Below are 23605 nucleotides of genomic sequence, written 5' to 3'. Positions count from 1 at the left end.
GCGTACAACATCATCCGCCTTCCCAAATTGATCGGATCGACGGGCGAAGTGTGTCTTGAGGGAGATCAATAAGCCGATATGGCCAGAAAACCCGCCTCAATCGGCCAAAATCCCACCGCACGACAGCCAGTCTGTAAAAAAATCAGACCCACAGCAAGCAACTGCGCCAACGCAGAGCGAATTTCAGCAGCCTGCTAGGTGTTTAGTCCCGGCCCTTCATGGTGCATGGGCCAGAGCGATGGCATCGGCGACTTCCTCGCAGCGATCGCTGAGCGTGCTGGTCGCGACACGAATATGACTGCTTGGCAGGACGGAGAACTTGCTGCCCGGATTGACGGCGATATTGCGTGCGGCGAGCGTCACCATTGCGAATGGTTCGGACACAACGGGCACCCAGAGGCACAGGCCCTGGCCTGCGGGTATCGGTATTCCCCGTTCGCGGAGCGCATCGGCAAGAGCGTCGCGCCTCTGCTGATAGCGGTCGCGCGCCTCGGCGATGAGCCGCCGGCTTGCCGGATCGCGCAATAGCCAGGCGGCGGCCCCTTGCAGGATGCGGCTGGTCCAGCCGGCGCTGAAGGAGCGGTAGGACTGGATCTGGTCGACGATAGGCGCAGAACTCGACAAGACGGCGAGACGCAGATCCGGTCCGAGGCTTTTCGAGTGTGACAGGATATGGATCGTCCGTTCCGCAAATCGACCACCCAGGGAATGCGGAGGTGCTGCCGACACGTCGCCGACGCCGTCGTCCTCGATAATCAGCGTATCGCTGTCCTCCAGCACGGCTCCGAGCTGGTCGAGGCGGGATGCACTGACGGTAACCCCTGTCACGGAATGCAGCCGCGGCTGAAACAGGAAGGCTGCCGGCCGCTGTCGCAATGCATTGCGAAGCAAATCCGGCAAGGGACCGTCGTTGTCGCAGGCGACGGGAATGATCCTGACGCCGAGATCTTCCAGGATATCGAGCAGCCGCATCGCGGTCGGATGTTCGATCGCCACCGACGAACCCGGAGAGACCAGCGCATGCAACACCGTATAGACGGCATTGTAGCCGCCATTGGTGGCAAGAAACGCCTCCGCCTCATAGGGCCATCGCTCCGAAATGGCATCCTTCAGCTCCGGCACGATACGGCTGCGCTCATAGCTGTTGAGGTCGGCGGCTGACGCGCCATGGGCCATTGCTTTGGCCAGACCGGGAAGAAGCGCTGCATCCGGCCCGGCAGAGGTAAGGTCGAGTACACCCGCCGCATAATTTCCCGAACTCGCAAGACGCTCCGGCTTGGCGACAAAGCGGTCGCCGCTGACCCAGGTACCGTTGCGCCCCCGGCCGCTGATGATCTTCTGGCGCCGCAATTCACTCCAGGCTTCCGAGATCGTTGCCGGGCTGATGCGCAATTCATAGGCGATATCGCGGATCGCCGGCAGACGCGTGCCGACGGGCAAGGCGCCGGCACGGATCAGTGCACTCGTTTCGAGAGCGATCCCGCGGATGCTGCGGTCGGTTATTTTTTCGGCAAACCAGGAGGCTTCGACCGCGTCACCCATTTTGTTCTCACTTTAAATGTTCAATAACGTAATAACATTTGTACTCGTCAATTTGAACATTTAATTTGCCCTTCGTCGAGCAATTTCGTGAGTTCTTCGCATGCCTGTAACGCTTCGCATCGCCCTCAGAGACTGGGATTACATGACACCGCTGGTGCTCGGTGATGTCAGGTCTTCCCGTCTCGAAATCAAAGTGGATCGTGTGGGCACGCTGGTCTCCAGTCTCGCCGATGACGAGGCTCATGATGCCGCAGAAATGTCCTTCAGCCGCTATTCGCAGATGCGGCTTGATGGCGATGCTCGGGTCGTCGGCATTCCGAACTTCATCATGCGCGGCTTCCGCCATCGCTGCATCATCACTGCCAAGGGCAGTCCGATCCGCAAGCTGTCCGATCTGGGCGGCAAGAATATCGGCGTGACCGGTTGGCGCGATTCCGGAAACACCTGGACCCGCGCTGCGTTGCGCCGCGAAGGCGTCGGTGTCGAGGACGCCACATGGTATGCCGGGCGCCTGACGGAGGCTCATCCGATCGTCGACCGGCTCGATGGCTTTGGACGGTCCGGCCGTATCGAAGCTGCTCCCGGCGAACGCCCTATGGTCGATCTGTTATTGGATGGTCGGCTGGACGCCGTTTTCACGCCTTTCATGCCGAAGGGCTTTTTCGATCAGGGTTCGCCGCTGCGTCAGGTGCTGGATGATTTCCGCTCCGCTGAAGTCGCTTACTTCCACGCGGTCGGCTATATTCCGGGCATGCATCTGATCGGCTTCAAGGCGGAAATCGTCATGGAGCATCCCTGGATCATGGATGAACTCAGCGAGCTGATCGACGAATCCCAGCGTATCTGGCTGGAGAAGCGCGAGAAATACGCCGACACCACGCCGTGGATGATCGACGAATTGCGCCGCTGCGCAGCCGACCTGCCGCCCACCTGGAACGTCAGCGGGCTTGCCGAGAACGAGGCAATGATCGCCGGCTTCGCCGAGGAACTTTACGAACAGAAGATCATGCCGCGCCTTTTGACACCCGCCGACCTGTTTCCGTGGCACGCCAAAGCCCGGTGAAACTCCTCGCAGGCCTCATCGTTGAGCCACCATTTTCGCAAGACCAAAAAGGGGAATGACATGCATTCGAAACTGATCGCTTCCGCCGCCCTGTTGGGCCTGATGATGACGACGTCGGTGTTCGCCCAGGAAGCCGCCGTTCCGAAACAGACCGTCAACGACGCGCTTCGCGCCCGCTTGCCGGAGAAGATCCGCACAGACGGCAAGATGATCTCCGTCAATAATGGTTCATTTCCCCCTTATGAGATCGTCACCGGCACGGAACTGACCGGCGCCAGCGCCGATCTTACCGATGCGATCGGCCAGATGCTCGGCGTCAAGATCGAGCACGAAACCGTTAGCGGATTGACCGCGTTGCTCGCCGGCATCAACTCCGGCCGATACCAGTTCGCCTTTGGCCCGATCGGTGACTTCAAGACCCGCGAAGAGGCCAATGATTTCGTCGACTGGGTTCAGGAATACGTGGTCTTTTCCGTCCAGAAGGGCAATCCGAAGGCCATCGGTTCACTCGACAGCGCCTGCGGCAATCGCATTGCTGTCATGGCCGGCGGCTCCGCCGAAAAGGTGATCCAGGCTCAGGTCGAAAAGTGCAAGACGGACGGCAAGCCCGCGCTTGAAGTGCAGTCCTACACCGACCAGCCGAGCTCGATCCTGGCGGTCCGCTCCAAACGCGCCGATGCCTTCTTCTCCTCGCAGGCGCCGCTGACCTATTTCGTGTCTCAGGCAAACGGCCAGCTGGAACTGAGCGGCGTCGGCCAGAAGAATGGGTTCGACGATCTCTATCAGGGCGCCGTCGTGCCGAAAGGCTCGCCGCTCGGCCCCGTTCTGCTCGACGCGATCAAGTCGTTGATGGATAACGGCGCCTATGCCGCCATCATGAAAAAGTGGGGTCTTGAGAACAACATGATCAAGCAGCCCGGCCTCAATCTTGGTGGAGCCCTGCCGAAATGAGCAATGACCGCACGACTGCCACACCGCCTTCGGGCGGTGCGGACTTTCGGGATGTCGCCAACGCCCACAAGCCCTTTCGAACCGGCCGGCTCGTCCTGTGGGTGGTCGTGCTCCTCGTTGCCGCGAACTTCCTGTGGATCGTCGCCCACAACGAGAATTTCGGCTGGCCTGTTGTCGCGGCCTATTTCTTCGATCCGACAGTCATCAAAGGCCTTTACGTCAGCCTGGGTCTAACTGTGGTCGCGATGGCCATCGGCATCGTTCTCGGCCTCGGCCTGGCGATCGCCCGGCTGTCGAATGACCGGCTCGCAAGGTCGCTGGCATCGCTGTTCATCTGGTTCTTTCGCGGCACGCCGCTCTTGGTACAGCTGATCCTCTGGTACAATTTCTCGACCCTTTTTCCCGAACTTTCGATCGCCATTCCGTTCGGCCCAACGCTGGCGAGCTGGGAGACCAACTCGGTGATCACGCCAATGACGGCGGCGATCGGCGGCCTGGCTCTGAACGAAGCGGCCTACATGGCCGAGATCATTCGCGGCGGCCTTCTCTCCGTCGATCGCGGCCAGTTCGAGACGGCGGAAGCCTTCGGCATGACCAAGGGCAGGGCGCTGTGGCGGATCATCATTCCGCAGGCGATGCGCTCGATCGTCCCGCCGACGGGCAACCAGCTGATCAGCATGATCAAAGCGACGTCGCTCGTCAGCGTCATCGCCATGGCCGATCTGCTCTATTCCGTCCAGTCGATCTACAACCGTACGTTCGAGATCGTGCCGATGCTGCTTGTCGCGGTCCTCTGGTACCTCTTCATCACCTCGATCCTCAATCTCGGCCAGAGTTATATCGAGGCCTATTACGGCCGCAGCGAACGGCGCAGCAATACCGCAGCCGCCAAATCCGAGACCCTTGTCGAGGAGGCAAGCCATTGACCGCCGCCGAAACCACAAAGCCTCTCGTCAGAGCCCGCAACGTCCACAAGTCCTTCGACCAGCTCGACGTGCTGAAGGGGATCGACCTCGACGTCATGCCGGGTGAAGTCGTCGTGGTGCTCGGCCCGTCCGGATCGGGAAAATCGACCTTCCTGCGCTGCATCAATCATCTCGAAGCGATCAATCAGGGGTTCATCGAGGTCGATGGCGAACAGATCGGCTATCGCGTCCGCAAGGACCGGCTGGAAAAGCTGTCCAGCAACGGGATCGCCTGCCAGCGGCGCAAGATCGGCATGGTGTTCCAGCAGTTCAATCTCTATCCGCATATGACGGTGCTGCAGAACATCACCGAGGCCCCAGTCGGCGTGCACGGAGAAAGTCGCAAGGCTGCGACGGAGAATGCCCTGCGGCTTTTGGAGCGGGTCGGTCTGTCGGAAAAGGCGGCCAGCTATCCTCGCCAGCTCTCCGGCGGTCAGCAGCAGCGCGTCGCCATCGCCCGCGCCCTGGCGATCAAGCCGAAGCTGATGCTGTTCGATGAGCCCACCTCTGCGCTCGACCCGGAGCTGGTCGGCGAAGTGCTTGCCACCATGCGCGATCTCGCCAAACAGGGCCTAACGATGATCGTCGTGACCCACGAGATCGGTTTTGCCCGTGAGGCGGCCGATCGGGTCGTGTTCATGGACGACGGCAATGTCGTTGAGATGGGCAAGCCTGAGGATGTCATCGGAAATCCGCAACATCCTCGCACCCAGGCCTTTCTCGCCCGATTTCTCTGACTGGCACCACTCAGCTGCTTCGACCCGCAGGCCGGAGCAATGGTTCTTTTCGATCACGACTGGATGTGTTCATGCCCACGCTCGATAATGCCTATGCCCGCGTTTCCGATTTCGAAGCTATGGAGGCGGAGCTGAAGGCGACCCGCCAGTATCTGCATGCTCGTCCGGAACTCTCTTTCGAAGAAGCGGAAACGGCACGTTATGTCGCCGAAAAGCTGGAAGGCTGGGGTTATGACGTGACCCGCAATGTCGGGGGCCATGGCGTTGTCGCGCGGCTCAGCGCAGGCAAGGGTGACAAGAGTATCGCCATCCGCGCCGATATGGATGCTCTGCCGATCGTCGAGGCAACGGGGCTTTCCTATGCCAGCAACACTCCCGGTAAGATGCATGCCTGCGGCCATGACGGCCACACGACCGTCTTGCTCGGCGCAGCCGAATATCTCGCCCGCACCCGCCGCTTCAGCGGCACGGTGACACTGATCTTCCAACCGGCGGAAGAGGCGGGCAAGAATAGCGGCGCCCAGGCGATGATCGCCGACGGCCTGTTCGAGCGGTTTCCGTTCGACGCAATCTTTGGTCTGCACAACCACCCCGGCGCTCCCGAAGGCACCCTGCTGCTGCGATCAGGCCCGATGATGGCGGCCTCGGATACCGTCAATATCACCATCAAGGGCAAAGGCGGCCATGCCTCGCGCCCGCACCTGACCATCGATCCCGTGGTCGTGGCATGCAACCTCGTCGTCTCGCTGCAGACGATCATCTCGCGCAACCTCGATCCGACCCAGACGGCGGTCGTTACCGTCGGCACGATCCATGCCGGCGATGCGGTCAACGTCATTCCGGAATATGCCAAGCTCGCATTGAGCGTGCGCTCTTTCGAGCCGCGCATCCGCGATCTTCTGCAGCAGCGCATCACCAAGCTGGCCCGCTCAGTGGCCGAAGGTCACGATGCTTCCATCGAGATCGACTACGATCGCGGTAATCCTGTCGTCGTCAATTCGCCTGTTGAGACGGATTTTGCCCGGATCGTAGCCGTTGAACTGATCGGCGAAGACAGGGTCGCGACTTGCCCGCTCATTCCCGGCAGCGAGGATTTTTCACACTTTCTCGAGCACAAGCCGGGCAGCTTCCTGCGTCTCGGCAATGGCATGAATTCCGCCATGCTGCATAGCACCAAATACGACTTCGCCGATGCCAGCCTGACGGTTGGCGCGGCAATGTGGGCAAGGCTCGCGGAGCGCTACCTTCAGGACGACGTCTGAGGCTGCTGCCGCTTCGGATTTGGAGCTTCCCAAGGGGACCACAGGCGATCGTGATCCTCAACTGCCGAAGCCGGTCATATCGAACACGGCCGCGTTGTCCTGAACCTCGCGCAGCCCTTTATACGAGGCGTGGCGGAGACTGCCGTCATCGGTCCAACCGCGAAACTCGATCTCGGCGATCAGTGTCGGCTGCACGAAGACGTAGCGCTTGCCCTTCAGGGGAACGACCGGCCGGGTCGTCTTCAATCGGTCGAGCGTCTTTTTCAGGTGCTCGGCATCGCTAGTGCTAAAACCGGTTCCGACCGACCCCACGGAAATCCAGTCAAAACCCTTCTTGCCGGCGAGCAGCAGGCTGCCGATGCCGCCGCGCGCGGATGCCGACTGTTCGTAACCGACGATCATGAAGCTCTCGCTCTCAACGCATTTGATCTTCAGCCAGTCGCCTGTTCGGCCACTGCGGTAGGGCCGGTCGCGATGCTTGGCGATGATGCCCTCCAGCCGATGATGGCAGGCATGCTCGAGGAGGTCTTCGGCCGGCTGGTCTATCTCTTCGGAAAAGCGGATCTGCCCATTGCCGCCTTCTGGTATCAGGTCTTCAAGAAGGTGCCGACGCACGGCGAGTTCGGTGCCGGTCAGGTCATGTCCGTCAAGATACAAAAGGTCGAAGGCGTAGAGCATCGACTCGGACGAGATCCGCTTGCCGCCTCGACCGCCGAGCGAACGTTGCAATGCGCCGAAATCCGATCGGCCGTGCTCGTCCATAACCACCGCTTCCCCGTCCAGTATGGCGGTGGCCACACCCAGTTCTTTGGCCGCCGCGGCGATGGTGGGAAAGCGGTCGGTCCAGTCATGGCCACCACGCGTAATGACACGAACGCTCTTCGGCTCGATGTGGATCGCCAGCCGGTAGCCATCCCACTTCGCCTCGTAGAGCCAATCCGAACCCAGCGGCACGGTGGGTTTCAGCAGCGCAAGGCAGGGCTCGATCCTCGCCGGCATTGGATCGAAGGGCAGGCTTGGCTGGTCGGGATCGCGCTTGCGGATCGGACGAGACTGCAGCGTTGTGTTGGACTCGTTGAGAAATGGCAATGAGGGGCGGCGCGAACGCGTCATGATGGATGTTTGCCCTTCCCGGACCGGTTTTCCGCTTCGACCGACTTGCGAAGCGCATCCATGATGTTAATGACGTTGCTCGGCGCCGGCTCTTCCTTTTCGCTCGCCTTGGGCTTCGCCTTGCCCGGCTTTTTCATCTGCTTCCGCTTCGCATCGATGATATCGAGAAGCTTGTCCTGAACCGGATCGGAGACCATTTTCGGGCTCCAGTGCTGCGTCTGCTTTTTGATCAGCTGTTGAACCAGCGGCATCATCTCGCTGTCGGCTGCGTCATCGTCAACCGTCTCGAAATAGGTCTTGGCGTCGCGAACCTCGTCACCGTAACGCAGCGTCCAGAGCACGATACCCTTGCCGCGTGGCTCGAGCATGACGGCGCGTTCCCGCCTCGAGATCACCAGCCTGGAAATACCGACCATATTCTCGGCTGCCATGGCGTCGCGGATAACGGTGAACGCCTCCTCACCGACCGGGTCGTCCGGAGAGAGGTAATAGGGCGTATCGAGCCAGATCCACTCGACACCGTCGCGCGGTGCGAAGACCTCGATGTCGATGGTCTTGGTACTATCCAGCGCGACGTTTTCCAGTTCCTCGTCTTCGAGGATCACATACTCGTTCTCACCGCGCTGATAGCCCTTGACCTCGTCCTCCTCCTTGATCTCCTTGCCGGTGACGGAATCGACATAGTGGCTCACGACGCGGTTCCGGGTTTCCCGGTTCAAAGTGTGGAAGCGTACCTTTTCGTTTTCCGACGTGGCCGGCGTCATCTGGACGGGGCAGGTCACCAGCGACAGCTTCAGATAGCCTTTCCAGTGGGGGCGGGGCACTATCACTTCCTCCTCGATCAGCCGGCACGGCGCTGGTGGGCGCCGGTGCTGCGGCCCTTGGATCCGGACGCTCGAGTGGCTTTTTGCCTGCTTTTGCCGGCATTGGCGTTGGCCGCGGTGCGTTTGGTCTTGGCAGGCGCGGACATTCCCGCACTTTCACGCAGCGCCCGCAGAAGATCGCTCGGCTTGGACGCGGCGACCGCCTTTTTCTTCGGCAGAGTCCGGCCCTCTATCTTGGCCTTCACCAGCTCCGCCACCGCCTTTTCATACCGGTCTTCGAACTGCTTGGGATCGAACTGGCCTTTTTTCGTGTTGATGATGTGTTTGGCAAGCTCCAGCATCTCGCCCTCGATCTTCAGATCCGGCATCTCCTCGAAAGCCTTTTCCGACGAGCGGACCTCATAGTCGTAGTTCAAGGTGGAGCCAATGAGGCCGCTGCCATGCGGCCGAATGAGAACGGTGCGCAGGCGCCTGAACAGAACCGTGCGGGCAATTGCGGCGACCTTGGCTTTCGTCATGCCGTCGCGCAGCAGCTTGTAGGCATCGCTGCCCATCTTGTCAGGAGCAAGATAATAAGGCTTGTCGAAATAGACGTCGTCGACCTCGTCAATGGGAATGAACGCTTCGACCTTCAGCGTCTTGTCGCTGTTTGGAATTGCGGCCGCGACTTCATCGGGTTCGAGGACGACGTATCGCCCATCCTCAATCTCGAAGCCTTTGACCTGATCGTCGCGCTCGACGGCATCGCCGGTTTCGCTATCGACGAACTCGCGCCGGACACGATTGCCGGTCTTTCGATTCAAGGTATTGAAGGCGATCCGTTCGGAAGAGGATGCCGCCGTGTAGAGCGCAACGGGAAACGCGACTTCTCCGAACTTGATATAGCCCTTCCAATTCGCTCGCGGCGCAACCATCGACCCGACTCCCTCACGCAACCAACGCGAGTCAACGGCTGACCCCGCCATTTGTTCCGAGTCAAAACGAATCTAAATTCAAGCACTTAACGCGCCTAAGTTTCTCGTTTTGCGAGTCGCGAGATGCTTTTGATTCCATGCGTCTTTTTGCCGTGGCGTGCGTTCTAAAGCATGTCGCGCAAAAGTGTGCAGCGGTTTCGCGGCAACGACATGCGCAAAAGCAAAGAGCTAAAGCGCGAGGAGCGAATCTGAAGATCGCGACGCGCTTTAACGAAAAGGTAACCACAGGGATGAACGACATGACCAAACGCGAACTCGTCGATACCGGCACCGACAAACGCTACGTCCGCCGCAATGAGAAGGGGCAATTCAAGGAAAGCGACGACGTCGGCCGCTCGCTGTCAGCCGACCGCCGCCAAACGGCGAAGACCAAGGCCAAATCGGGGGAGGGCGATCGAGGCGATCGGAACGTCAAGCACTGACGATCGCTCTACGGCATCTGAGCACCGCTGACTGCGACATAGACCGAATAAACCGAACGCGTCGCCGCAATAAACAGCCGGTTGCGCCTCGACCCGCCGAAGGTGAGGTTGGCGACGGTTTGCGGCACGCGGATCTTGCCGATCAGTTTTCCCATCGGATCGAAACAATGCACGCCATCGCCAGCACTCGACCAGAGGTTTCCGTTCACGTCGGTGCGGATGCCGTCCGGAATGCCGCTGTCGATCAGGCAGAAGACGCGGCCGTTTTGAAGCCTGAGGCCGTCGACCACGTCGAAAGCCCTTATATGGCGCGGCAGGCTCTCATCATGGCTTGCGGCTGAATCCGCCACGTAGAGAATCGTCTCGTCGGGGGAGAAGGCAAGGCCATTCGGCTGGATGAAATCGGTGGCGACAGTCGCAAGCCCCCCGGTCGCCGGATCGAGCCGGTAGACGTTGCGGGTCGGCTGCTCCGGTACGGCGCGATAGCCTTCATAGTCCGACATGATGCCGTAGGTGGGGTCGGTGAACCAGATCGTGCCGTCGGATTTCACCACCACGTCGTTCGGCGAATTCAGCTTGGCGCCCTCGAAACGATCGGCGAGCACGGTGATCGAGCCATCGACCTCGGTGCGCGTGACGCGGCGGGCGCCATGTTCGCAGGAGATCAGCCGCCCCTGCCGGTCGCGTGTATGGCCGTTGGCGAAGTTGGAGGGTTGCCGGTAGACGGAGACACCACTCTCGGGCGTCCATCGCAGCATGCGCTGATTGGGAATGTCGCTCCACAGCAGCTGGTTCGCATCGTTGAACCAGACGGGACCCTCCGCCCAGCGGCAACCGGAATAAAGTTCGTCGAGAGCGGCGCTCGTCACGATCAGCTGCCGGAAGCGCTGGTCGTGGATTTCGTAGATGCTGGCCTCGGCCATGGCGGTCTTTCCGTTTATCGCATGCCGGCCCGGCGACCGCCGGCGAGCATGATGACGCTGATGATGATGAGGCCGGTCATGATGAGGCGGATGCCCGCGCCGACCCCGTAAGTGTTGAGCATCGAGACGACCAGGAACATGAAGAGCGATGCACCCCAGATACCCGGCACGTTGGAATCGCCGCCGGCAACCGCCGTGCCGCCGATCACGACGACGGCGATCGACATCAGCAGATATTCCGAGCCCATATTGAGCGCCGCGCCGCCGGAGAAACAGGCAAGCAAATAGCCTGCGACCGCGGCGAGCACAGCGCAGAACAGATAGGTGACGAAGCGTGTGCCGTCCACCGGTATGCCGGCCATGCGCGCCGCCGGCATGCTCTGGCCGATCGCCGAGATCCAGCGCCCGTAGATCGTCTTCTCGAGCAGGAACCAGGCAAGCAGCGAGATGACGAGCGCGACGATCGCCACATTCGGCACGCCGAGCGTGTTCGAGGTGGTGAACTCCGCAAGCATGCTCGGAGGCTTGATGCGCAATCCCCGGTTCGTCCAGATCGCGGCGGACTGGACGATGAAGCTCATGGACAGCGTGGCGATGATCGGCGGAATGCGCAGCGCCTTGATCAGCGCATAATTGCCGAGGCCGACGACAAGGCCGATGACGACGGCACCGAGAAGGCCGGGCAGGATCATGCCGTTTTCGACATTCATCAGCTTCAGCGCCACCGTGCCGGCAAGCGTCATCGTGGCGGGAACCGAGAGATCGATATTGCCGGGACCGAGAGTGATGACGAACATCTGGCCGATGCCGACGATGACCGAGAAGGCAGCGAAGGTGAGTGCTGCCTGCGACAGGCCGAGCGTGCTGGCGCCGAGCGTCACCATGATCGTCAGGAACCAGACGATGAACGCGGCAAGCCACGACCAGATCCAGGGTTTGCCGAAAAGGCTGAGGAGTGCGGTCATCGGCGTTTCTCCCGCTTCTCCAAGCGGTTCAGCATCAGGCGAAGCGCGAGCACGATGATCAGGATCGCGCCCTGAGCCCCGATCTGCCAGTCCGGCGAGATGCGCAGGAAGGATAGGAACGAGCCGGCAAGCGTCAGGGTCAACGCGCCGATGACGGCGCCGACAGGGGAGACGCGGCCGCCGATGAACTCGCCGCCGCCGAGGATGACGCCGGCGATCGACAGCAACGTGTAGCGCAGCGCGATATTGGCATCGGCGGAGGTCGTCAGGCCGACGAGGGCGATGCCGGCAAGCACCGCAAACAAGCCGGCAAGACCGTAGGCGCTGGCGCGCGCTGCGACAATCGACCAGCCGGCGCGCTCGACCGAGCGCTGGTTGCCGCCGATGCCGCGGATCAGCACGCCAAGCGAGGAGCGCATAACGAGAAGATGAGCGACAGCGGCGATGATAATACTGGCGACGATCGCCATCGGCACCAGTGGCGGTTTGACGGTCATCAGCCAGCGCACCCAGTCCGGCGCCTGACCGCCGGGTGCCGGCAGCAACAGCACGGCAAGGCCGCCCCAGACGAAGCTCATACCGAGGGTGACGACAATGGACGGCAGGTTGCGCAAATGGATGACGACACCGAGGCCCGCATAGATGGCGATCGCGCCGGCAAGGATCAGGATGCCGGTCAGTGGAGCATCCCGCAGAAAGGTTGCGGTTACGCAGGCGACGAAGCTGACGAAGGTGCCCATCGAGAGATCGAGATCGTTGACCGCCATCACCAGCATCTGGGCGATCGTCGCCAGCGCGATGGGCACAGCCAGATTGAACAGCAGGTTGAGCCCGACATAGCTCATGGCGCGCGGCTGCAGCCAGAAGACGGCGGCGAGCAGCAGCGTCAGCGACAGAGCGGGGATGGCAAGACGCATGGCGTGGGACGACAGCCGGAACGTCATGCGGCGAGCCCTTCGAAGGAGGCGGCGATGATATTCTTCTCGTTGACCGCGTCGCCCGCAAGTTCGGCGGTGATGCGGCCTTCGCGGAAGACGTAGACGCGGTCACAGAGGCTCACTTCGTCCATTTCGGTCGAGTACCAGATGAAGGTGCGGCCACGCGCCGCTTCGTCGCGGATGATGGCGTAGACCTCCTGCTTGGTCCCGACGTCGACGCCGCGCATCGGATCGTCCATCAGCACGATCGGCGCGCGCGTTGAAAGTGCGCGGGCGAAGAGCACCTTCTGCTGGTTGCCGCCGGAAAGCGACAGGATGCGATTGGCCATATCGGGCGTGCGGATTTCGATCCGCCGCCTCCAGTCGGCGCCCTTCATCTCCTCTTCGCCGGAAAGGATCAGGCCGCGCCGGGTGAGGTCACCGAGCGAGGCGATGGAGAAGTTGCGCAGGATGCTCCAGAGTTCGAAGACGCCGTTAAGGCGGCGGTCGCCGGCGACGAAGGTGACGAGCGGATCGCGCTCAGGCAGCCAGTTGCCGGACTGGGCGGCATGCAGGGCAAGCAGCAGTTCGGTCTGCCCGTGGCCGGCCAGTCCCGCCAGTCCGATGATTTCTCCCTTGCGGGCAGCGAAGGGCAGGCCTTTCGTCTGATGGGACAGAATGAGCGGAGCGGTGGATTGTTCGCGCCCCGGGCGCTGCTTGGTTTCCTCCTTGGCGACGGTGCCCATCGCTTCCACAAGGCCGTGATGGTCGAAGCCCTGCGCCGGACGCTCGGCGACGACGCGGCCGTCCTTCATGACGACGATGCGGTCGGAGGTTTCGAGGATCTCGTGCAGAATATGCGAGATGAAGATGACCGATCCGCCGGCGGCGATGAAGCGGCGGACATGATCGAGCATCTGGCGGGCAAGGCTTGCATCGAGTGACGAGGTCGGTTCGTCGAGGATCACCAGCCGCGGCGCAACACCGGCGTCGGAAAAGGCCATTGATATCTCGACCATCTGCCGCTCGGCGATCGAAAGATCGCCCACGGCCCGGCTGCTGTCGATACCATGGCCGGGAAAGACGGCATCGAGGCTCTTCTCGATGATTTTTTCGGCGCGCCTGCGCCAGCCGAAACCGCCGAGATGACGATGCATGATGCGCGTGTTCTCGACGATGGAGAGGTTGGGACAGAGCGAAAGCTCCTGGAAGACGCAGCGCACGCCGCGGGCTCGCGCCACGTTGATGCCATAGCGCTCCAGCCGCTCGCCGTCGCTTGCCACACTTCCTTCGTGCGGTGTGAGGCCGCCGTTGATCACGCTGACGATCGTCGATTTGCCGGCTCCGTTATGTCCGACGAGCCCGACGCATTCGCCCGGCATGACGCGGAGTGTGACGCCGTCGAGCGCCCTGACCGCGCCGAAGCTCACCTTGGCGCCATCGACGGCGATCACCGCCTTCAAAACCTCATCCATGCTGCCCGCCATGCCTGCTTGCAAAGAATGCCGCGCGGCCATTTGCGGGCGCGCGGCGGTCGCCGGGAGATTTACTTTGCCGACTCGATGACCTTGATCGCGTCTGCCTGCGTGTATTCCACGTTGGCAACGCCGCCGGCCTGGGTATTGGCAAGGTTGGTTTCGAGATTGTCCTGGTCGATGCGCAGGAAGGGCACGACGAGGTCCTTCTTGACTTGCTTGCCGTCGAGGATCTGCTGGGCGACCCAGAAGGCGAGCGTGGAGACACCCGGCGCGATGGACACGGACATGGTCTCGTAGCTCTTCGCCTCTTTCTGCTCCTTCCACCACTTCAGTTCGTCTTCACGGTTGCCCATGATAATGATCGGCATCTTCCGGTCTGTCGCCGCAATCGCCTGTGCGGCGCCATAACCGTCGCCGCCCTGCGTTACCACGCCGGCGATGTCGGGCAAGCTCGGCAGGATGCCGGCAACAGCCTTCTGCGCCACGTCTTGCGCCCAGTCTCCATGAACGGAGCCGACAATCTTGAACTGCGGGAACTGCTTGACGCCGTCGTGGATGCCTGCCGAGATCTCGTCGTCGACGAAGACACCGGCAAGGCCGCGGATTTCGAGCAGGTTGCCGCCATCAGGCAGTTTCTTCGACAGGTACTCGACTTCGCTGCGGCCCATTTCCTTGAAGTTGACGGCGATGCGCCAGGCGCAGGGCTCGGTCACGATGCCATCAAAGGAAACGACGGTGATGCCGGCGTCGCAGGCCTCCTTGACCGCGCCGTTCAGCGCCGTCGGCGAGGCTGCGTTCAGCACGATGGCGTCATAGCCCTGCAGGATCATGTTCTGGATCTGCGCGGCCTGTTCCGTCGCCTGGTTCTCGGCGGTGGTGAAAGGGTCGGCTGCGGCAACGGCGCCGGCCTTCACGGCTTCACCCGTCACCTTTCCCCAGCTCGTCAGCATGGCTTGGCGCCACGAATTGCCGGCATAGTTGTTGGAAAGGGCGATTTTCTTGGCCGCTGTGTCGGCAAAGGCGGAAACGGGCATCGCGGCGCAAGCAATAGCGGCCGATGCCAGAAGCATCTTGCGGATTGTCATGTCTTCCTCCCTGATGATCGCGCTGGTCGGCGGATCGCTTCACTCCTGCCAACCCAATCGGGCTCGAGTGAAAATTGTTCTTGCACTGAGCTTCCTCCTCTCAGTAAGGGCAGGATGCGGGAGATCGACCGGCCTGTACAGGGGCAAGGCAGCAAGTCGTTTGCGGGTTTTGCGCAATTAGCTGCGGGTTTACGCAAGACGGCGGCGCTTCCGTGGGCGCTTACTGCAAGGGGATCGCCGCGGGTTGAGGAGCCTGCTGCCGTCTCGGGGAGGAACTACCATGCTGCATCTCGCACCCGCAGCCATGTTCGACCACTATCTCGGTATTTCTCGGCTGCTCGCGGGCCAGCTCGACTTCCGCTCGGCTATCCGTTCGGTTGCGGCCGAAGTCGCTCATATCATCCCGCACGACCATCTCGATGTCTGTGTGCTTCTTGAGGGAGGCAACTACCATACGGCCTACGAGACGGGCATCGAAACCGCCTGGGGCAACCTTGCCGGCGCGCCCGTGGTCAACAGCCCGATCCGTTCGCTGCTCTGGGGCGAGGTGGACTTTCTGCTGGCGGACGACGCCATGACGGACCCGCGTTTCCACTTCGAGGGCGCCTTCAAGCGGCCGATCGTCGAAGAGTCGCTGAGGAGCCGCCTGCATGTGCCGATGAAGGTGCAGGGCACGATCATCGCCGCGCTCTCCTGTTCGTCGCGAACGGCGGGCGTCTACACGATGGAGGATATCGAACGCGCCCGCATCATCGCCGACCTGCTGACCCCCTATTTCTTCGCGCTGCAGGCTGCCGAGCAGGCGCAACGCTCGGCCATCGTCGAGGCGGAGGCTCGCGCCCGCGAGGAGGGATTGCGGCAGGGGGCGCTGAAGCTGACCGAGGCACTGGAGCAGGAACGCCAGCGGATCGGCATGGACCTGCACGACCAGACGCTTGCCGACCTGACGCGGCTTGCCCGCCGGATCGACCGGCTGTCGCGCAACGGCGAGGTGGCGCCCGAGGCGCTGGAGCCGGTCTCCCGTTCCCTGCAGCATTGCATGCAGGATCTGCGGCAGATCATCGAACAGGCAAAGCCCTCGGTGCTCCAGCTCTTCGGTCTCGCGCAGGCGATCGAGCATCATCTCGACCGATCGACCCGCGACACGGGATCGGCCATCGAATGGGGCCTCGTCGACGAAACGCATGGTGCACTGGAGCGGTTGGAACCGACCGTCAGCGTCGCGCTATTCCGGATCGCCCAGGAGGCGATCAACAATGCGGTGCGCCATGCCGCCCCGCTGGCCGTGACCGTGCGGCTTGAGGCCGACGGGGAGCGGCTGTCGATCGAAATCTTCGACGATGGGACCGGGCTCGCCAAGGCGCGGGGACGGATCGGCGGCGGCATCGACAATATGAAGACCCGTGCGCGGCTGATCTCAGCGCGCTTCGCCACCGGCCCCGGCCACAACAATCGCGGGACTGTGGTGCGCGTCGTGCTACCGCTAACCCCGCACGACCCGGCGAGCGGCCCGGACCGAGGAGAGACACGATGAAGGTTCTGATCGTCGAGGACGACCCGCTGCACCGTTCCTATCTGCATGAGGCTGTCAACGCCGCCCTGCCGGAATGCGATACGGTGATCGAGGCTGAGAACGGCACCGTCGGCGAGAAGCTCGCCCGCGACCACAAGTCGGCGCATATCGTCATGGACCTGCAGATGGTCAGCCGCAACGGCATCGAGGCGGCACGCACCATCTGGAAGGAGCGGCCGGAGACCCGCATCCTGTTCTGGTCGAATTATTCGGACGAGGCCTATGTGCGCGGCGTCTCGCGCATCGTGCCGGATGGCGCAGCCTACGGCTATGTGCTGAAATCCGCCTCCGACGAGCGGCTGAAGCTGGCGCTGCGCTCGATCTTCATCGAGAGCCAGTGCGTCATCGACCGCGAGGTGCGCGGCCTGCAGCAAAAGAGCCTCGGCCAGGCGAACGGCTTTACCGATTCCGAATACGAGATCCTCGTCGATATCGCGCTCGGTCTCACCGACCGGGCCATTGCCAAACGCCGCAGCCTGTCGCTGCGTAGCGTGCAGAACCGCCTGCAGCAGCTCTACGACAAGCTCGACGTCTACCAGAGCGCCGGCGACGACCACGAGGACGGCCGCTTCAATCTCCGCGCCCGCGCCATTACGGTGGCTTTCCTGCGCAAGCTGCTGAACTACAGCGCTCTGGAGCGGGCCGAGGCAGAGCTGCAGGAGTGGCTAGACGGAAAGTAGTCCGGAGCTTGCTGGAAACCCCATAATTCTGCCCAGGCGGATCAGGCGATGGCTTTCAACGGCGCGCGGCTGCTCGGTGCTGCCTCGGGCTTGCCGAACAGGAAGCCCTGCATCTGCGCCGGATGGCTTGCATGAAGGATCGCAAGCTGTTCCTGCGTCTCGACCCCTTCGGCAATTACCGGCAGGTTGAGCGTCGACGCCATCTCGATGACATTCTCAAACAGCGCCCTGATGGTGGGATCGACGCCGATGCCGGCAAGGAAGCGTCTATCGATTTTCAGCTTGTCGAACGGAAAATCGCGGAGGTTGCTGAGCGAGGAATAACCGGTCCCGAAGTCGTCCAGGACGATCCGGATCCCCATCGAGCGCAGCTGACCGAGCGTGGAAAGGACGGCAGCCCGATCGTGAAACAGCGCCGACTCGGTGATCTCAAGCTCCAGGCGGTCAGGCTGCAGTCCGGTTTTCGCAAGAATTTGCGAGAACTGCTCCACCAGGTTCGGCATCAGAAACTGAACCGGCGAGATGTTGACCGCGATCGTCAGCGGGGTTTTCCACGAGGCTGCTTCGCTGCAAGCTTCTTCCAGGACCCAGATCCCGATGGGGATGATGCAGCCGGTTTCTTCGGCGACAGTGATGAAGTCTGCCGGTGCAAGGATGCCTCTGCTTGCATGACGCCATCGCAACAATGCCTCGTAACCGCACGGCTCTTGCGAGGATGTGTCAACGATCCTCTGGTAGACGAGGAACAGATCACCTTTGCCGAGTGCGTGCCGCAGATCATGCTCGAGCTGCCGCTTGGCATGCAATTCAATGTCCATCGCCTGCTCGAATGTGCAGGCTCTGCCGCGGCCGCCGCTCTTGGCCCGGTAAAGCGCCATGTCGGCATTGTTTCTGAGGCGCCGATCGGTAACGCCGTGCTCCGGGTACAAGGCAATGCCGATGCTGGCGCCGAATCCCGAAGAGGTTGCGAGATCTGCGAACTCGCCGGCGAAAGCCTTCAGCAGATCGGCCGACAACGCTTCCGTCTGTTGGCGGGACGTATTTGCGAGGATGATGCAGAATTCGTCTCCGCCCATGCGAGCGATCGTGACATGCGGTGGCAAGGTGCGGACCAAGACCTGCGCAACCCGCTGAAGAACTGCGTCCCCCTCAGCATGGCCGAACGTGTCGTTGACGAGTTTGAAACGGTCCAGATCGAGGGCAAGAAGCGCCAGCCCGCTTGGTGTTTCTGCAGCGCCGGCAATCGCCATCTCGAAACGCCGGTCAAACTCGCGACGGTTCGCGAGGCCGGTCAATGGGTCATGGCGCGCCATATGCTCGATCCTGCGGCTCGCCTCACGGCGCTCGGTCAGATCGCGTACGGCTATGACCTGGCACTCGCGCCCACGATATTCGATCGTTCGAGCAAGGATCTCGACCGGAATCCTGTCCTGGCCCTCTCGGAACACGGCGCCTTGGCAGGTGTCGATGCCAAGGCGTCTTTCGATCGCAAGCACCGCCTCGACCGGTTGCCCTTTCAGAAGCGCAGCTGCCTTACCGGCCATCGCCGCGAATTTCTCGTTGAGATCGATGACGACATTCTCCTGGGCAATGACGAGCCCCTCGAACGAGGCGTTCGCCAGCCCGCGCAGATCGGTCAAATGACGGTCAAGAAACAGGGCTGCGGCGGCTCCGAGCAGGATCAATGTCGAGATGATCGATACAGCGATGGCGATGGCGATCCGATCGACCGATGACAAATCGGCATGGACGGGCTCGGCGGAAGGGGTGATCTGGACACCGCTCATCGACACGGTATGCAGGCTGCAGATCGCCAGGACGATACACGCCGCGCTGGCGAAAATGTAGGAACGGCTGCCTGCGCTCCGCCGTAGGACGGCAACCGCAACCATGCCGAACACGATTGCCAACATACACGCAACGATCGATTTATCTACGGCGAGTGAGACCATGCTGAAAGGCGTGATCGCGAGCAGCCCCACGAAGTGCATCGCCGCAATGGCAATGCCGACCAAGACGCCACCAGACGCCTGGACAAGCCGGCTAGCATTCATGAAAGCGATTTCAACCGCTACCGCAAACAGAACGACGGCGGCGATAATCGACAGAACGATCAGAGGGCCGTCGTAGCCGATGGGCACCGGACCGGCATAGGCCAGCATCGCGATAAAATGGGTTGCCCAGGTGCTGGCGCCGAGAACGACGGCAGCGGCGATGAGCCAGTAGTGGTGGTGGTGCCGCACGCATTCCTGCGCACGCGTCAGCATGAAGACTGCCGTCAGGCTGCCGAAGCAGCAGATCGCCAGGGCAACGAAAAGCAACGTCCAGTCATGCTGGTCGGCGATACATGAAAGCACAGTGAACATGGCATCTCCCGAAGGTGGGGGGAGGGTGCCAAAGCGGACCTAACGAAATCATATAGGCATCATTAAAATGCAACTAATCCATGCATAAACCACAACGAAAAGACGAGAAAAAGCGTCACCTGGCAAGCCGCGAATAAAGGTGGCCACAAACCGCAGCTTCGGCCGAAGCAAGCCGACCTCTGACAAAGTGGTATTCAGGAGCTCCCCAGCGGGAGTGAACGCTTTGGCGTCTGCCAAGGACGGACCGGAAATGACGCGGTACCGCGCCGCGACAAGGTTGTATATTCCGAAGGCTGCCAATCCGGCGGCAACCGCGATCCCCTAAGTTCCATAAGACAGATTACGCCACATTGTGATGTAGGAGGGTACATTCTATTTAGTAATGCGACAGTTGGGCCAGTTAGAGATGCGACAGTCTCGCCTCTTGATATGCTGGTCAATGTCAACTTACTGCTCGGCCTCATGCTGCAGGCTTATGACCATGCCGGTGCAGCCGGTCTGCTTTCGCTGGAGCGATCGCGGCCATGCAATCGTCGCCATAGCGAGAATCTTCGCAGCGCGGCGCATGTGTGCTTGAGTTGAGCGAGCGCCAGGTTTGCCGACTGCTGAACCGTATCGGCACTGGCGGCGCGGCGTCGGTGCGGCACAAGGCGATCGGCCGGCCGTCGAACAGCCGGATCAGCGACGGCGTTCGGGGTTATGCGGTAACGCTAGGATTTCGAGCCCCAGCAATATTCCGCGACCGAGATATTTCAGAATGGGGGCGATCAGGCTGGCGACGCCGCCTGCTTCACTGCCGATGTCCATAGTGGTGTCCTTTTCGATTCGACGGATCAATATCGAAGGGGCTGTCGGGTTTCAGGACTCGGCACCTGCGCTGCTTGCAAAGAGCGCGACCGTGGCAATTACCGCAGGCAGGCTGAACGCCGCTGCGGGAGCGTACATGTAACCGACAGCGCCGACACCGCAGCCGAGGGCGAAGGTCGCGACGGCTGCTGCCATCTTTTTAACCCGTGCTTTCGCTGTCACGACTTCGTCGGCTTTCGGATCGGCCAGAATGTCCGCGAGATCGAGCATGATCTGCGTGGTCGTGCCGGTCATCAGCGTGGAAGGCGGCGCTTTCGACAGATGCGCCTTGTGAAGCCCATTCTGAATAGCCATCGCCGAAACCAGGGCCATGCCGACCGCCAGTGTGACGGCCCCTTCTTCAGCCCGAAACGGGCCATGAAAGAGTGCGTAGGCAGCAACTCCCACAAACAGCAGCAGCTTGACGACAAGCATTGGCCGGATGGGTGAGCGATCCCGACTTTGAAGTTTCAGGCAGACCAGACGTGATACAAAAACGACCAGACAAAACATCGGTAGTGCCAGGAGTTTTGACAATGCTCCGTCCAGACCGTGCGCCAACGTGGCACCTAGCGTCACGAAGTTTCCAGTGACATGGGCGGTGAACAGCCCGGAAAGCGACAGGAAGCCGAGTGTGTCGACATAGCCGCCATTAAAGCTCAGGAGTGTGGGAAGGGAAGGAAGTTTCATGATCGTGACCTCGACTGATGCTGTTGCCGTAATTTCGTGTCTCGCACGGCACCTGAGTTTTGCCGCTGATCGTCGGCTCTCGCAATTGCATCAATTGTTTCGAATTCATTGCGCCAGGCGACATAATGGAAAGGGCGGCCGAAGCCGCCCTGACCTTTGCGTTTTCGTTATGCGGCATCAGGCCGATTGATGGTCAAGAAGTGACGGACGACGGGCTTCTCCGGGCCGACGTGGTAGGTCAGAACTTTGCCCTGAAGGTCGGCGTCTGCATTGGAAACCCGCCGGTGCTGGCGAAGGTGTTCGGCCCAGGATTCCACCATGAACCACTCGACGATCTTCTCCGGGTCAGCCGAGTCTTCGGTAACGCCCCAGCCATATGCTCCATCGCGGCGACGCTCCTTGGACAGATAATCGATTGCGTGCAGGAACGCACTGCGGTGCTGCTTCTCGACCTTGTACTCGATCAGGATCAGAACCGGACCACGGTCATGGGCGATCGGCTCGGCGACAAGCGGTTCGGGCCAGTGGTTGGACGGCACCATGTCGGCATCGCCTGCAGGAAGCTTCACGCGATGCATGATGAAACCGGCAACGAGAAGACCAGCCGCTCCAATGAGCAAGGTAGACTGGATGCCAACAGCTTCGCCGACAGCACCCCAGCCGAGGCTTCCGGCAGTCATCGCACCATTGAATACGGTCAGGTAGACGGCAAGACCACGACCGCGCACCCAGTTGGGTAGAACAGCCTGCGCTGCGCCGTTGAGCGTGGTCAGGGCGGTGATCCATGCGCCCCCGAGGAACATAAGAACGATGATGGCGACGATCTTCGGCGGGGCAAGCGACAGGACACCCAAGACGACTGCGGTGATCAGTGCTGCGCCAAGAAGCAGACCGTCCGAGCTCAGGCGTTCGCGCAGCCTCGGCATGACCAAGGCTCCACCGATCGCACCAGCTCCGACCGCACCAAGCAGGATGCCGTAGAAGCTGGCATCCCCACCGAGCAGTTGCCGGGCGACGAGCGGGAGGAGCGCCCAGACGGCGCTGGCGAAGGCGAAGAAGATGGCGGCCCGCAGGAGGACGACATGCATCGGTCTGCTGGAGCGGGTGTAGCGAAGTCCGGCGCGGAAGGCACCGAAGAAGTTCTCCTGAAGCGCGTCGTTTGCATCCTTCGCCCGTGGCCACCAGACCAGAGCTGCGATCACCACGATGTAGCTTGCGACATCCGCGCCATAGGTGATCCCGGCTCCAAAGGCTGCGAGAAGCAGGCCGCCCGCAGCAGGCCCGATGGAGCGGGCGATATTGATGCCGAGCGAGTTGAGCGCCACCGCGCTCTTCACGTCCTCACGCTTCACCAGTTCCGGAACGATCGCCTGCCAGGTCGGCCCCATCAACGCGGCGCCAATGCCGCCGAGGAAGGTCAGGCCGATCAGCGCGCTGACCGAAAGCATGCCTGTCTGGGACAGAACCACCAGGGATATACTGACGGATGCCAGCAGGAGCTGGACAGCGATCAGGAACTTGCGGCGATCGAGGATGTCGGTGAGAACGCCTGCCGGGATGGCAAGCAGGAAGATCGGCAGGGTTCCGGCCGCCTGAACCATGGCGACTGCGGCGGGCGATGCGGACAGATCCGTCATCAGCCAGGAGCTGGCGACGTCGCGCATGAAACTTCCGGTGTTGCCAACGACGGTGGCGATCCACAGAACAGCGAAGACTGGCTGTGCGAGGGGCCCGAAGGTTCCCCCGGATGATTTTGCGGCACTCATTTGCCTGCTCCCTTGGTGAGGTCAAATGCTGCAACGAAGACGAATGCGCCTGCGAGGCCCAGGTGCTCGAAGAAGGCGTTGGCCGCCATCATACGGTCCATGCCCGGGGCCATTTCCCAGAAGCGGAGCGCGATGAAGGTCGCGAGAAGCGTGAAGCCAGCCAGCGCCAGGGCGCCTGTCCAGCGCAGGAAGCCCGAGACCACCATGGCGGAAGCCGTGAGTTCGAAGACGATGACGGCGACTGCGAAGAAGGCCGCTGGATGGAGGTCGAAATGATCCATCTCGGCCAATGCGCCGTTGAAATCGAAGATCTTGGTGAGCGGTCCCTGGATATAGGCGGCGCAGAGCGCCAGCAGCGACACCGTTCGCGTGACAGGAGAGCCGACGACGCGGGCCAGACTGCTCCGAACTGGATTCGACATATGTGATTGGTTGGTCATATCTGCTCCCTGCAGGTTCGCCG

The 23605-nt window shown here is 61.6% G+C and carries 22 protein-coding genes and 1 pseudogene; 9 read left to right on the top strand and 14 right to left on the bottom strand.

The features are described 5' to 3' along the window. Window positions 1-216: 216 nt before the first annotated feature. Window positions 217-1542 (bottom strand): PLP-dependent aminotransferase family protein, encoded by a 1326-nt coding sequence (locus HJB84_RS08700; RefSeq protein ID WP_221115713.1) that lies wholly within the window; start codon window positions 1540-1542, stop codon window positions 217-219. A 100-nt stretch (window positions 1543-1642) separates the two neighbouring features. Here HJB84_RS08700 and HJB84_RS08695 point away from each other — a divergent pair, with 100 nt between their 5' ends. The 5 genes from HJB84_RS08695 to HJB84_RS08675 all read left to right on the top strand — a co-directional run bounded on the left by HJB84_RS08695 (window position 1643) and on the right by HJB84_RS08675 (window position 6520). Then, window positions 1643-2605, top strand: a complete 963-nt coding sequence (locus HJB84_RS08695) for a nitrate ABC transporter substrate-binding protein (RefSeq protein ID WP_207585270.1) — start codon at window positions 1643-1645, stop codon at window positions 2603-2605. A gap of 60 nt (window positions 2606-2665) precedes the next feature. Then, window positions 2666-3556, top strand: coding sequence for an ABC transporter substrate-binding protein (locus HJB84_RS08690; protein ID WP_207585269.1), 891 nt, complete (start codon window positions 2666-2668; stop codon window positions 3554-3556). Further along, complete coding sequence (locus HJB84_RS08685) at window positions 3553-4482, top strand: amino acid ABC transporter permease (protein WP_221115712.1); 930 nt, start codon at window positions 3553-3555, stop codon at window positions 4480-4482. The genes HJB84_RS08690 and HJB84_RS08685 overlap by 4 nt, the downstream gene beginning before the upstream one ends. Then, entirely contained in the window at window positions 4479-5258 is a 780-nt protein-coding gene (locus tag HJB84_RS08680; RefSeq protein ID WP_221115711.1) for an amino acid ABC transporter ATP-binding protein, read from the top strand. The genes HJB84_RS08685 and HJB84_RS08680 overlap by 4 nt, the downstream gene beginning before the upstream one ends. A 71-nt stretch (window positions 5259-5329) precedes the next feature. Next, window positions 5330-6520 (top strand): M20 aminoacylase family protein, encoded by a 1191-nt coding sequence (locus tag HJB84_RS08675; RefSeq protein ID WP_207585266.1) that lies wholly within the window; start codon window positions 5330-5332, stop codon window positions 6518-6520. Window positions 6521-6577: 57 nt separating this feature from the next. Here the strand turns inward: HJB84_RS08675 and ligD are convergent, their stop codons facing one another. From ligD to HJB84_RS08660, 3 genes are read right to left on the bottom strand one after another with little or no spacing between them, the layout of a single operon-like run. Further along, entirely contained in the window at window positions 6578-7633 is a 1056-nt protein-coding gene (gene ligD, locus HJB84_RS08670) for a non-homologous end-joining DNA ligase (RefSeq protein WP_221115710.1), read from the bottom strand. Beyond that, window positions 7630-8460: a Ku protein gene (locus HJB84_RS08665; protein ID WP_221115727.1), complete on the bottom strand. Its 831-nt coding sequence runs from the start codon at window positions 8458-8460 to the stop codon at window positions 7630-7632. Before HJB84_RS08665 ends, ligD begins: the two co-directional genes overlap by 4 nt. A gap of 14 nt (window positions 8461-8474) precedes the next feature. Beyond that, window positions 8475-9371 carry a Ku protein gene (locus HJB84_RS08660; protein ID WP_221115709.1) on the bottom strand — a complete coding sequence of 299 codons (897 nt, stop codon included), beginning with the start codon at window positions 9369-9371 and terminating at the stop codon, window positions 8475-8477. Between the two features lie 299 nt (window positions 9372-9670). Between HJB84_RS08660 and HJB84_RS08655 the strand changes: the two genes are divergently transcribed. Beyond that, on the top strand, window positions 9671-9853 hold the full coding sequence (locus tag HJB84_RS08655) for a hypothetical protein (RefSeq protein ID WP_221115708.1): 183 nt from the start codon (window positions 9671-9673) through the stop codon (window positions 9851-9853). Window positions 9854-9861: 8 nt separating this feature from the next. On the opposite strand, the gene HJB84_RS08650 is transcribed toward HJB84_RS08655, so the two are convergent. The 5 genes from HJB84_RS08650 to HJB84_RS08630 form a co-directional block, all read right to left on the bottom strand. Continuing rightward, entirely contained in the window at window positions 9862-10776 is a 915-nt protein-coding gene (locus HJB84_RS08650) for an SMP-30/gluconolactonase/LRE family protein (RefSeq protein WP_221115707.1), read from the bottom strand. A 14-nt stretch (window positions 10777-10790) separates the two neighbouring features. After that, the gene (locus HJB84_RS08645) at window positions 10791-11741 is read right to left on the bottom strand and encodes an ABC transporter permease (protein WP_207585261.1); all 951 of its coding nucleotides are present in this window, start codon (window positions 11739-11741) and stop codon (window positions 10791-10793) included. Continuing rightward, the gene (locus HJB84_RS08640; protein ID WP_221115706.1) at window positions 11738-12685 is read right to left on the bottom strand and encodes an ABC transporter permease; all 948 of its coding nucleotides are present in this window, start codon (window positions 12683-12685) and stop codon (window positions 11738-11740) included. Before HJB84_RS08640 ends, HJB84_RS08645 begins: the two co-directional genes overlap by 4 nt. Continuing rightward, the gene (locus HJB84_RS08635) at window positions 12682-14133 is read right to left on the bottom strand and encodes a sugar ABC transporter ATP-binding protein (protein WP_207585259.1); all 1452 of its coding nucleotides are present in this window, start codon (window positions 14131-14133) and stop codon (window positions 12682-12684) included. Before HJB84_RS08635 ends, HJB84_RS08640 begins: the two co-directional genes overlap by 4 nt. Before the next feature lie 71 nt (window positions 14134-14204). Then, the gene (locus HJB84_RS08630; RefSeq protein ID WP_207585258.1) at window positions 14205-15221 is read right to left on the bottom strand and encodes an ABC transporter substrate-binding protein; all 1017 of its coding nucleotides are present in this window, start codon (window positions 15219-15221) and stop codon (window positions 14205-14207) included. Window positions 15222-15501: 280 nt separating this feature from the next. Here HJB84_RS08630 and HJB84_RS08625 point away from each other — a divergent pair, with 280 nt between their 5' ends. Together HJB84_RS08625 and HJB84_RS08620 are read left to right on the top strand one after the other, a co-directional pair. Next, the gene (locus HJB84_RS08625; protein ID WP_207585257.1) at window positions 15502-16755 is read left to right on the top strand and encodes a sensor histidine kinase; all 1254 of its coding nucleotides are present in this window, start codon (window positions 15502-15504) and stop codon (window positions 16753-16755) included. Further along, window positions 16752-17474 carry a response regulator transcription factor gene (locus HJB84_RS08620; protein WP_207585256.1) on the top strand — a complete coding sequence of 241 codons (723 nt, stop codon included), beginning with the start codon at window positions 16752-16754 and terminating at the stop codon, window positions 17472-17474. Before HJB84_RS08625 ends, HJB84_RS08620 begins: the two co-directional genes overlap by 4 nt. Before the next feature lie 41 nt (window positions 17475-17515). Here the strand turns inward: HJB84_RS08620 and HJB84_RS08615 are convergent, their stop codons facing one another. Then, window positions 17516-19840: an EAL domain-containing protein gene (locus HJB84_RS08615; protein WP_221115705.1), complete on the bottom strand. Its 2325-nt coding sequence runs from the start codon at window positions 19838-19840 to the stop codon at window positions 17516-17518. Window positions 19841-20403: 563 nt separating this feature from the next. Here HJB84_RS08615 and HJB84_RS08610 point away from each other — a divergent pair. Continuing rightward, window positions 20404-20553 (top strand): annotated as a pseudogene (locus tag HJB84_RS08610) (helix-turn-helix domain-containing protein); the annotation flags it as partial. Here HJB84_RS08610 and HJB84_RS33505 read toward each other — a convergent pair. The 4 genes from HJB84_RS33505 to HJB84_RS08595 form a co-directional block, all read right to left on the bottom strand. Further along, window positions 20519-20647 (bottom strand): hypothetical protein, encoded by a 129-nt coding sequence (locus tag HJB84_RS33505; protein ID WP_259669622.1) that lies wholly within the window; start codon window positions 20645-20647, stop codon window positions 20519-20521. The pseudogene HJB84_RS08610 and the gene HJB84_RS33505 sit on opposite strands and share 35 nt — an antisense overlap. 51 nt (window positions 20648-20698) lie before the next feature. Then, window positions 20699-21376 carry a YoaK family protein gene (locus HJB84_RS08605; RefSeq protein WP_207585254.1) on the bottom strand — a complete coding sequence of 226 codons (678 nt, stop codon included), beginning with the start codon at window positions 21374-21376 and terminating at the stop codon, window positions 20699-20701. A gap of 167 nt (window positions 21377-21543) precedes the next feature. Beyond that, the gene (locus HJB84_RS08600) at window positions 21544-23142 is read right to left on the bottom strand and encodes an MFS transporter (RefSeq protein WP_207585253.1); all 1599 of its coding nucleotides are present in this window, start codon (window positions 23140-23142) and stop codon (window positions 21544-21546) included. Further along, window positions 23139-23582 carry a DoxX family protein gene (locus HJB84_RS08595; protein WP_207585252.1) on the bottom strand — a complete coding sequence of 148 codons (444 nt, stop codon included), beginning with the start codon at window positions 23580-23582 and terminating at the stop codon, window positions 23139-23141. The genes HJB84_RS08600 and HJB84_RS08595 overlap by 4 nt, the downstream gene beginning before the upstream one ends. Window positions 23583-23605: the final 23 nt, after the last annotated feature.

The organism is Rhizobium sp. NZLR1b (assembly GCF_019685155.1).
Lineage (GTDB): Bacteria > Pseudomonadota > Alphaproteobacteria > Rhizobiales > Rhizobiaceae > Rhizobium.
This window is presented reverse-complemented; position numbering and strand designations above follow the sequence as displayed.

Excerpts from the sequence above, each read along its gene's own strand:
- HJB84_RS08660 (WP_221115709.1), bottom strand. The coding sequence starts at position 9,371 with ATGGTTGCGCCGCGAGCGAATTGGAAGGGCTATATCAAGTTCGGAGAA.
- HJB84_RS08700 (WP_221115713.1), bottom strand. The coding sequence starts at position 1,542 with ATGGGTGACGCGGTCGAAGCCTCCTGGTTTGCCGAAAAAATAACCGAC.
- HJB84_RS08640 (WP_221115706.1), bottom strand. The coding sequence starts at position 12,685 with ATGACGTTCCGGCTGTCGTCCCACGCCATGCGTCTTGCCATCCCCGCT.
- HJB84_RS08630 (WP_207585258.1), bottom strand. The coding sequence starts at position 15,221 with ATGACAATCCGCAAGATGCTTCTGGCATCGGCCGCTATTGCTTGCGCC.
- HJB84_RS08645 (WP_207585261.1), bottom strand. The coding sequence starts at position 11,741 with ATGACCGCACTCCTCAGCCTTTTCGGCAAACCCTGGATCTGGTCGTGG.
- HJB84_RS08650 (WP_221115707.1), bottom strand. The coding sequence starts at position 10,776 with ATGGCCGAGGCCAGCATCTACGAAATCCACGACCAGCGCTTCCGGCAG.
- HJB84_RS08605 (WP_207585254.1), bottom strand. The coding sequence starts at position 21,376 with ATGAAACTTCCTTCCCTTCCCACACTCCTGAGCTTTAATGGCGGCTAT.
- HJB84_RS08595 (WP_207585252.1), bottom strand. The coding sequence starts at position 23,582 with ATGACCAACCAATCACATATGTCGAATCCAGTTCGGAGCAGTCTGGCC.
- HJB84_RS08615 (WP_221115705.1), bottom strand. The coding sequence starts at position 19,840 with ATGTTCACTGTGCTTTCATGTATCGCCGACCAGCATGACTGGACGTTG.
- HJB84_RS33505 (WP_259669622.1), bottom strand. The coding sequence starts at position 20,647 with ATGGACATCGGCAGTGAAGCAGGCGGCGTCGCCAGCCTGATCGCCCCC.
- HJB84_RS08685 (WP_221115712.1), top strand. The coding sequence starts at position 3,553 with ATGAGCAATGACCGCACGACTGCCACACCGCCTTCGGGCGGTGCGGAC.
- HJB84_RS08620 (WP_207585256.1), top strand. The coding sequence starts at position 16,752 with ATGAAGGTTCTGATCGTCGAGGACGACCCGCTGCACCGTTCCTATCTG.
- ligD (WP_221115710.1), bottom strand. The coding sequence starts at position 7,633 with ATGACGCGTTCGCGCCGCCCCTCATTGCCATTTCTCAACGAGTCCAAC.
- HJB84_RS08690 (WP_207585269.1), top strand. The coding sequence starts at position 2,666 with ATGCATTCGAAACTGATCGCTTCCGCCGCCCTGTTGGGCCTGATGATG.
- HJB84_RS08625 (WP_207585257.1), top strand. The coding sequence starts at position 15,502 with ATGCTGCATCTCGCACCCGCAGCCATGTTCGACCACTATCTCGGTATT.
- HJB84_RS08655 (WP_221115708.1), top strand. The coding sequence starts at position 9,671 with ATGACCAAACGCGAACTCGTCGATACCGGCACCGACAAACGCTACGTC.
- HJB84_RS08675 (WP_207585266.1), top strand. The coding sequence starts at position 5,330 with ATGCCCACGCTCGATAATGCCTATGCCCGCGTTTCCGATTTCGAAGCT.
- HJB84_RS08635 (WP_207585259.1), bottom strand. The coding sequence starts at position 14,133 with ATGGATGAGGTTTTGAAGGCGGTGATCGCCGTCGATGGCGCCAAGGTG.
- HJB84_RS08695 (WP_207585270.1), top strand. The coding sequence starts at position 1,643 with ATGCCTGTAACGCTTCGCATCGCCCTCAGAGACTGGGATTACATGACA.
- HJB84_RS08600 (WP_207585253.1), bottom strand. The coding sequence starts at position 23,142 with ATGAGTGCCGCAAAATCATCCGGGGGAACCTTCGGGCCCCTCGCACAG.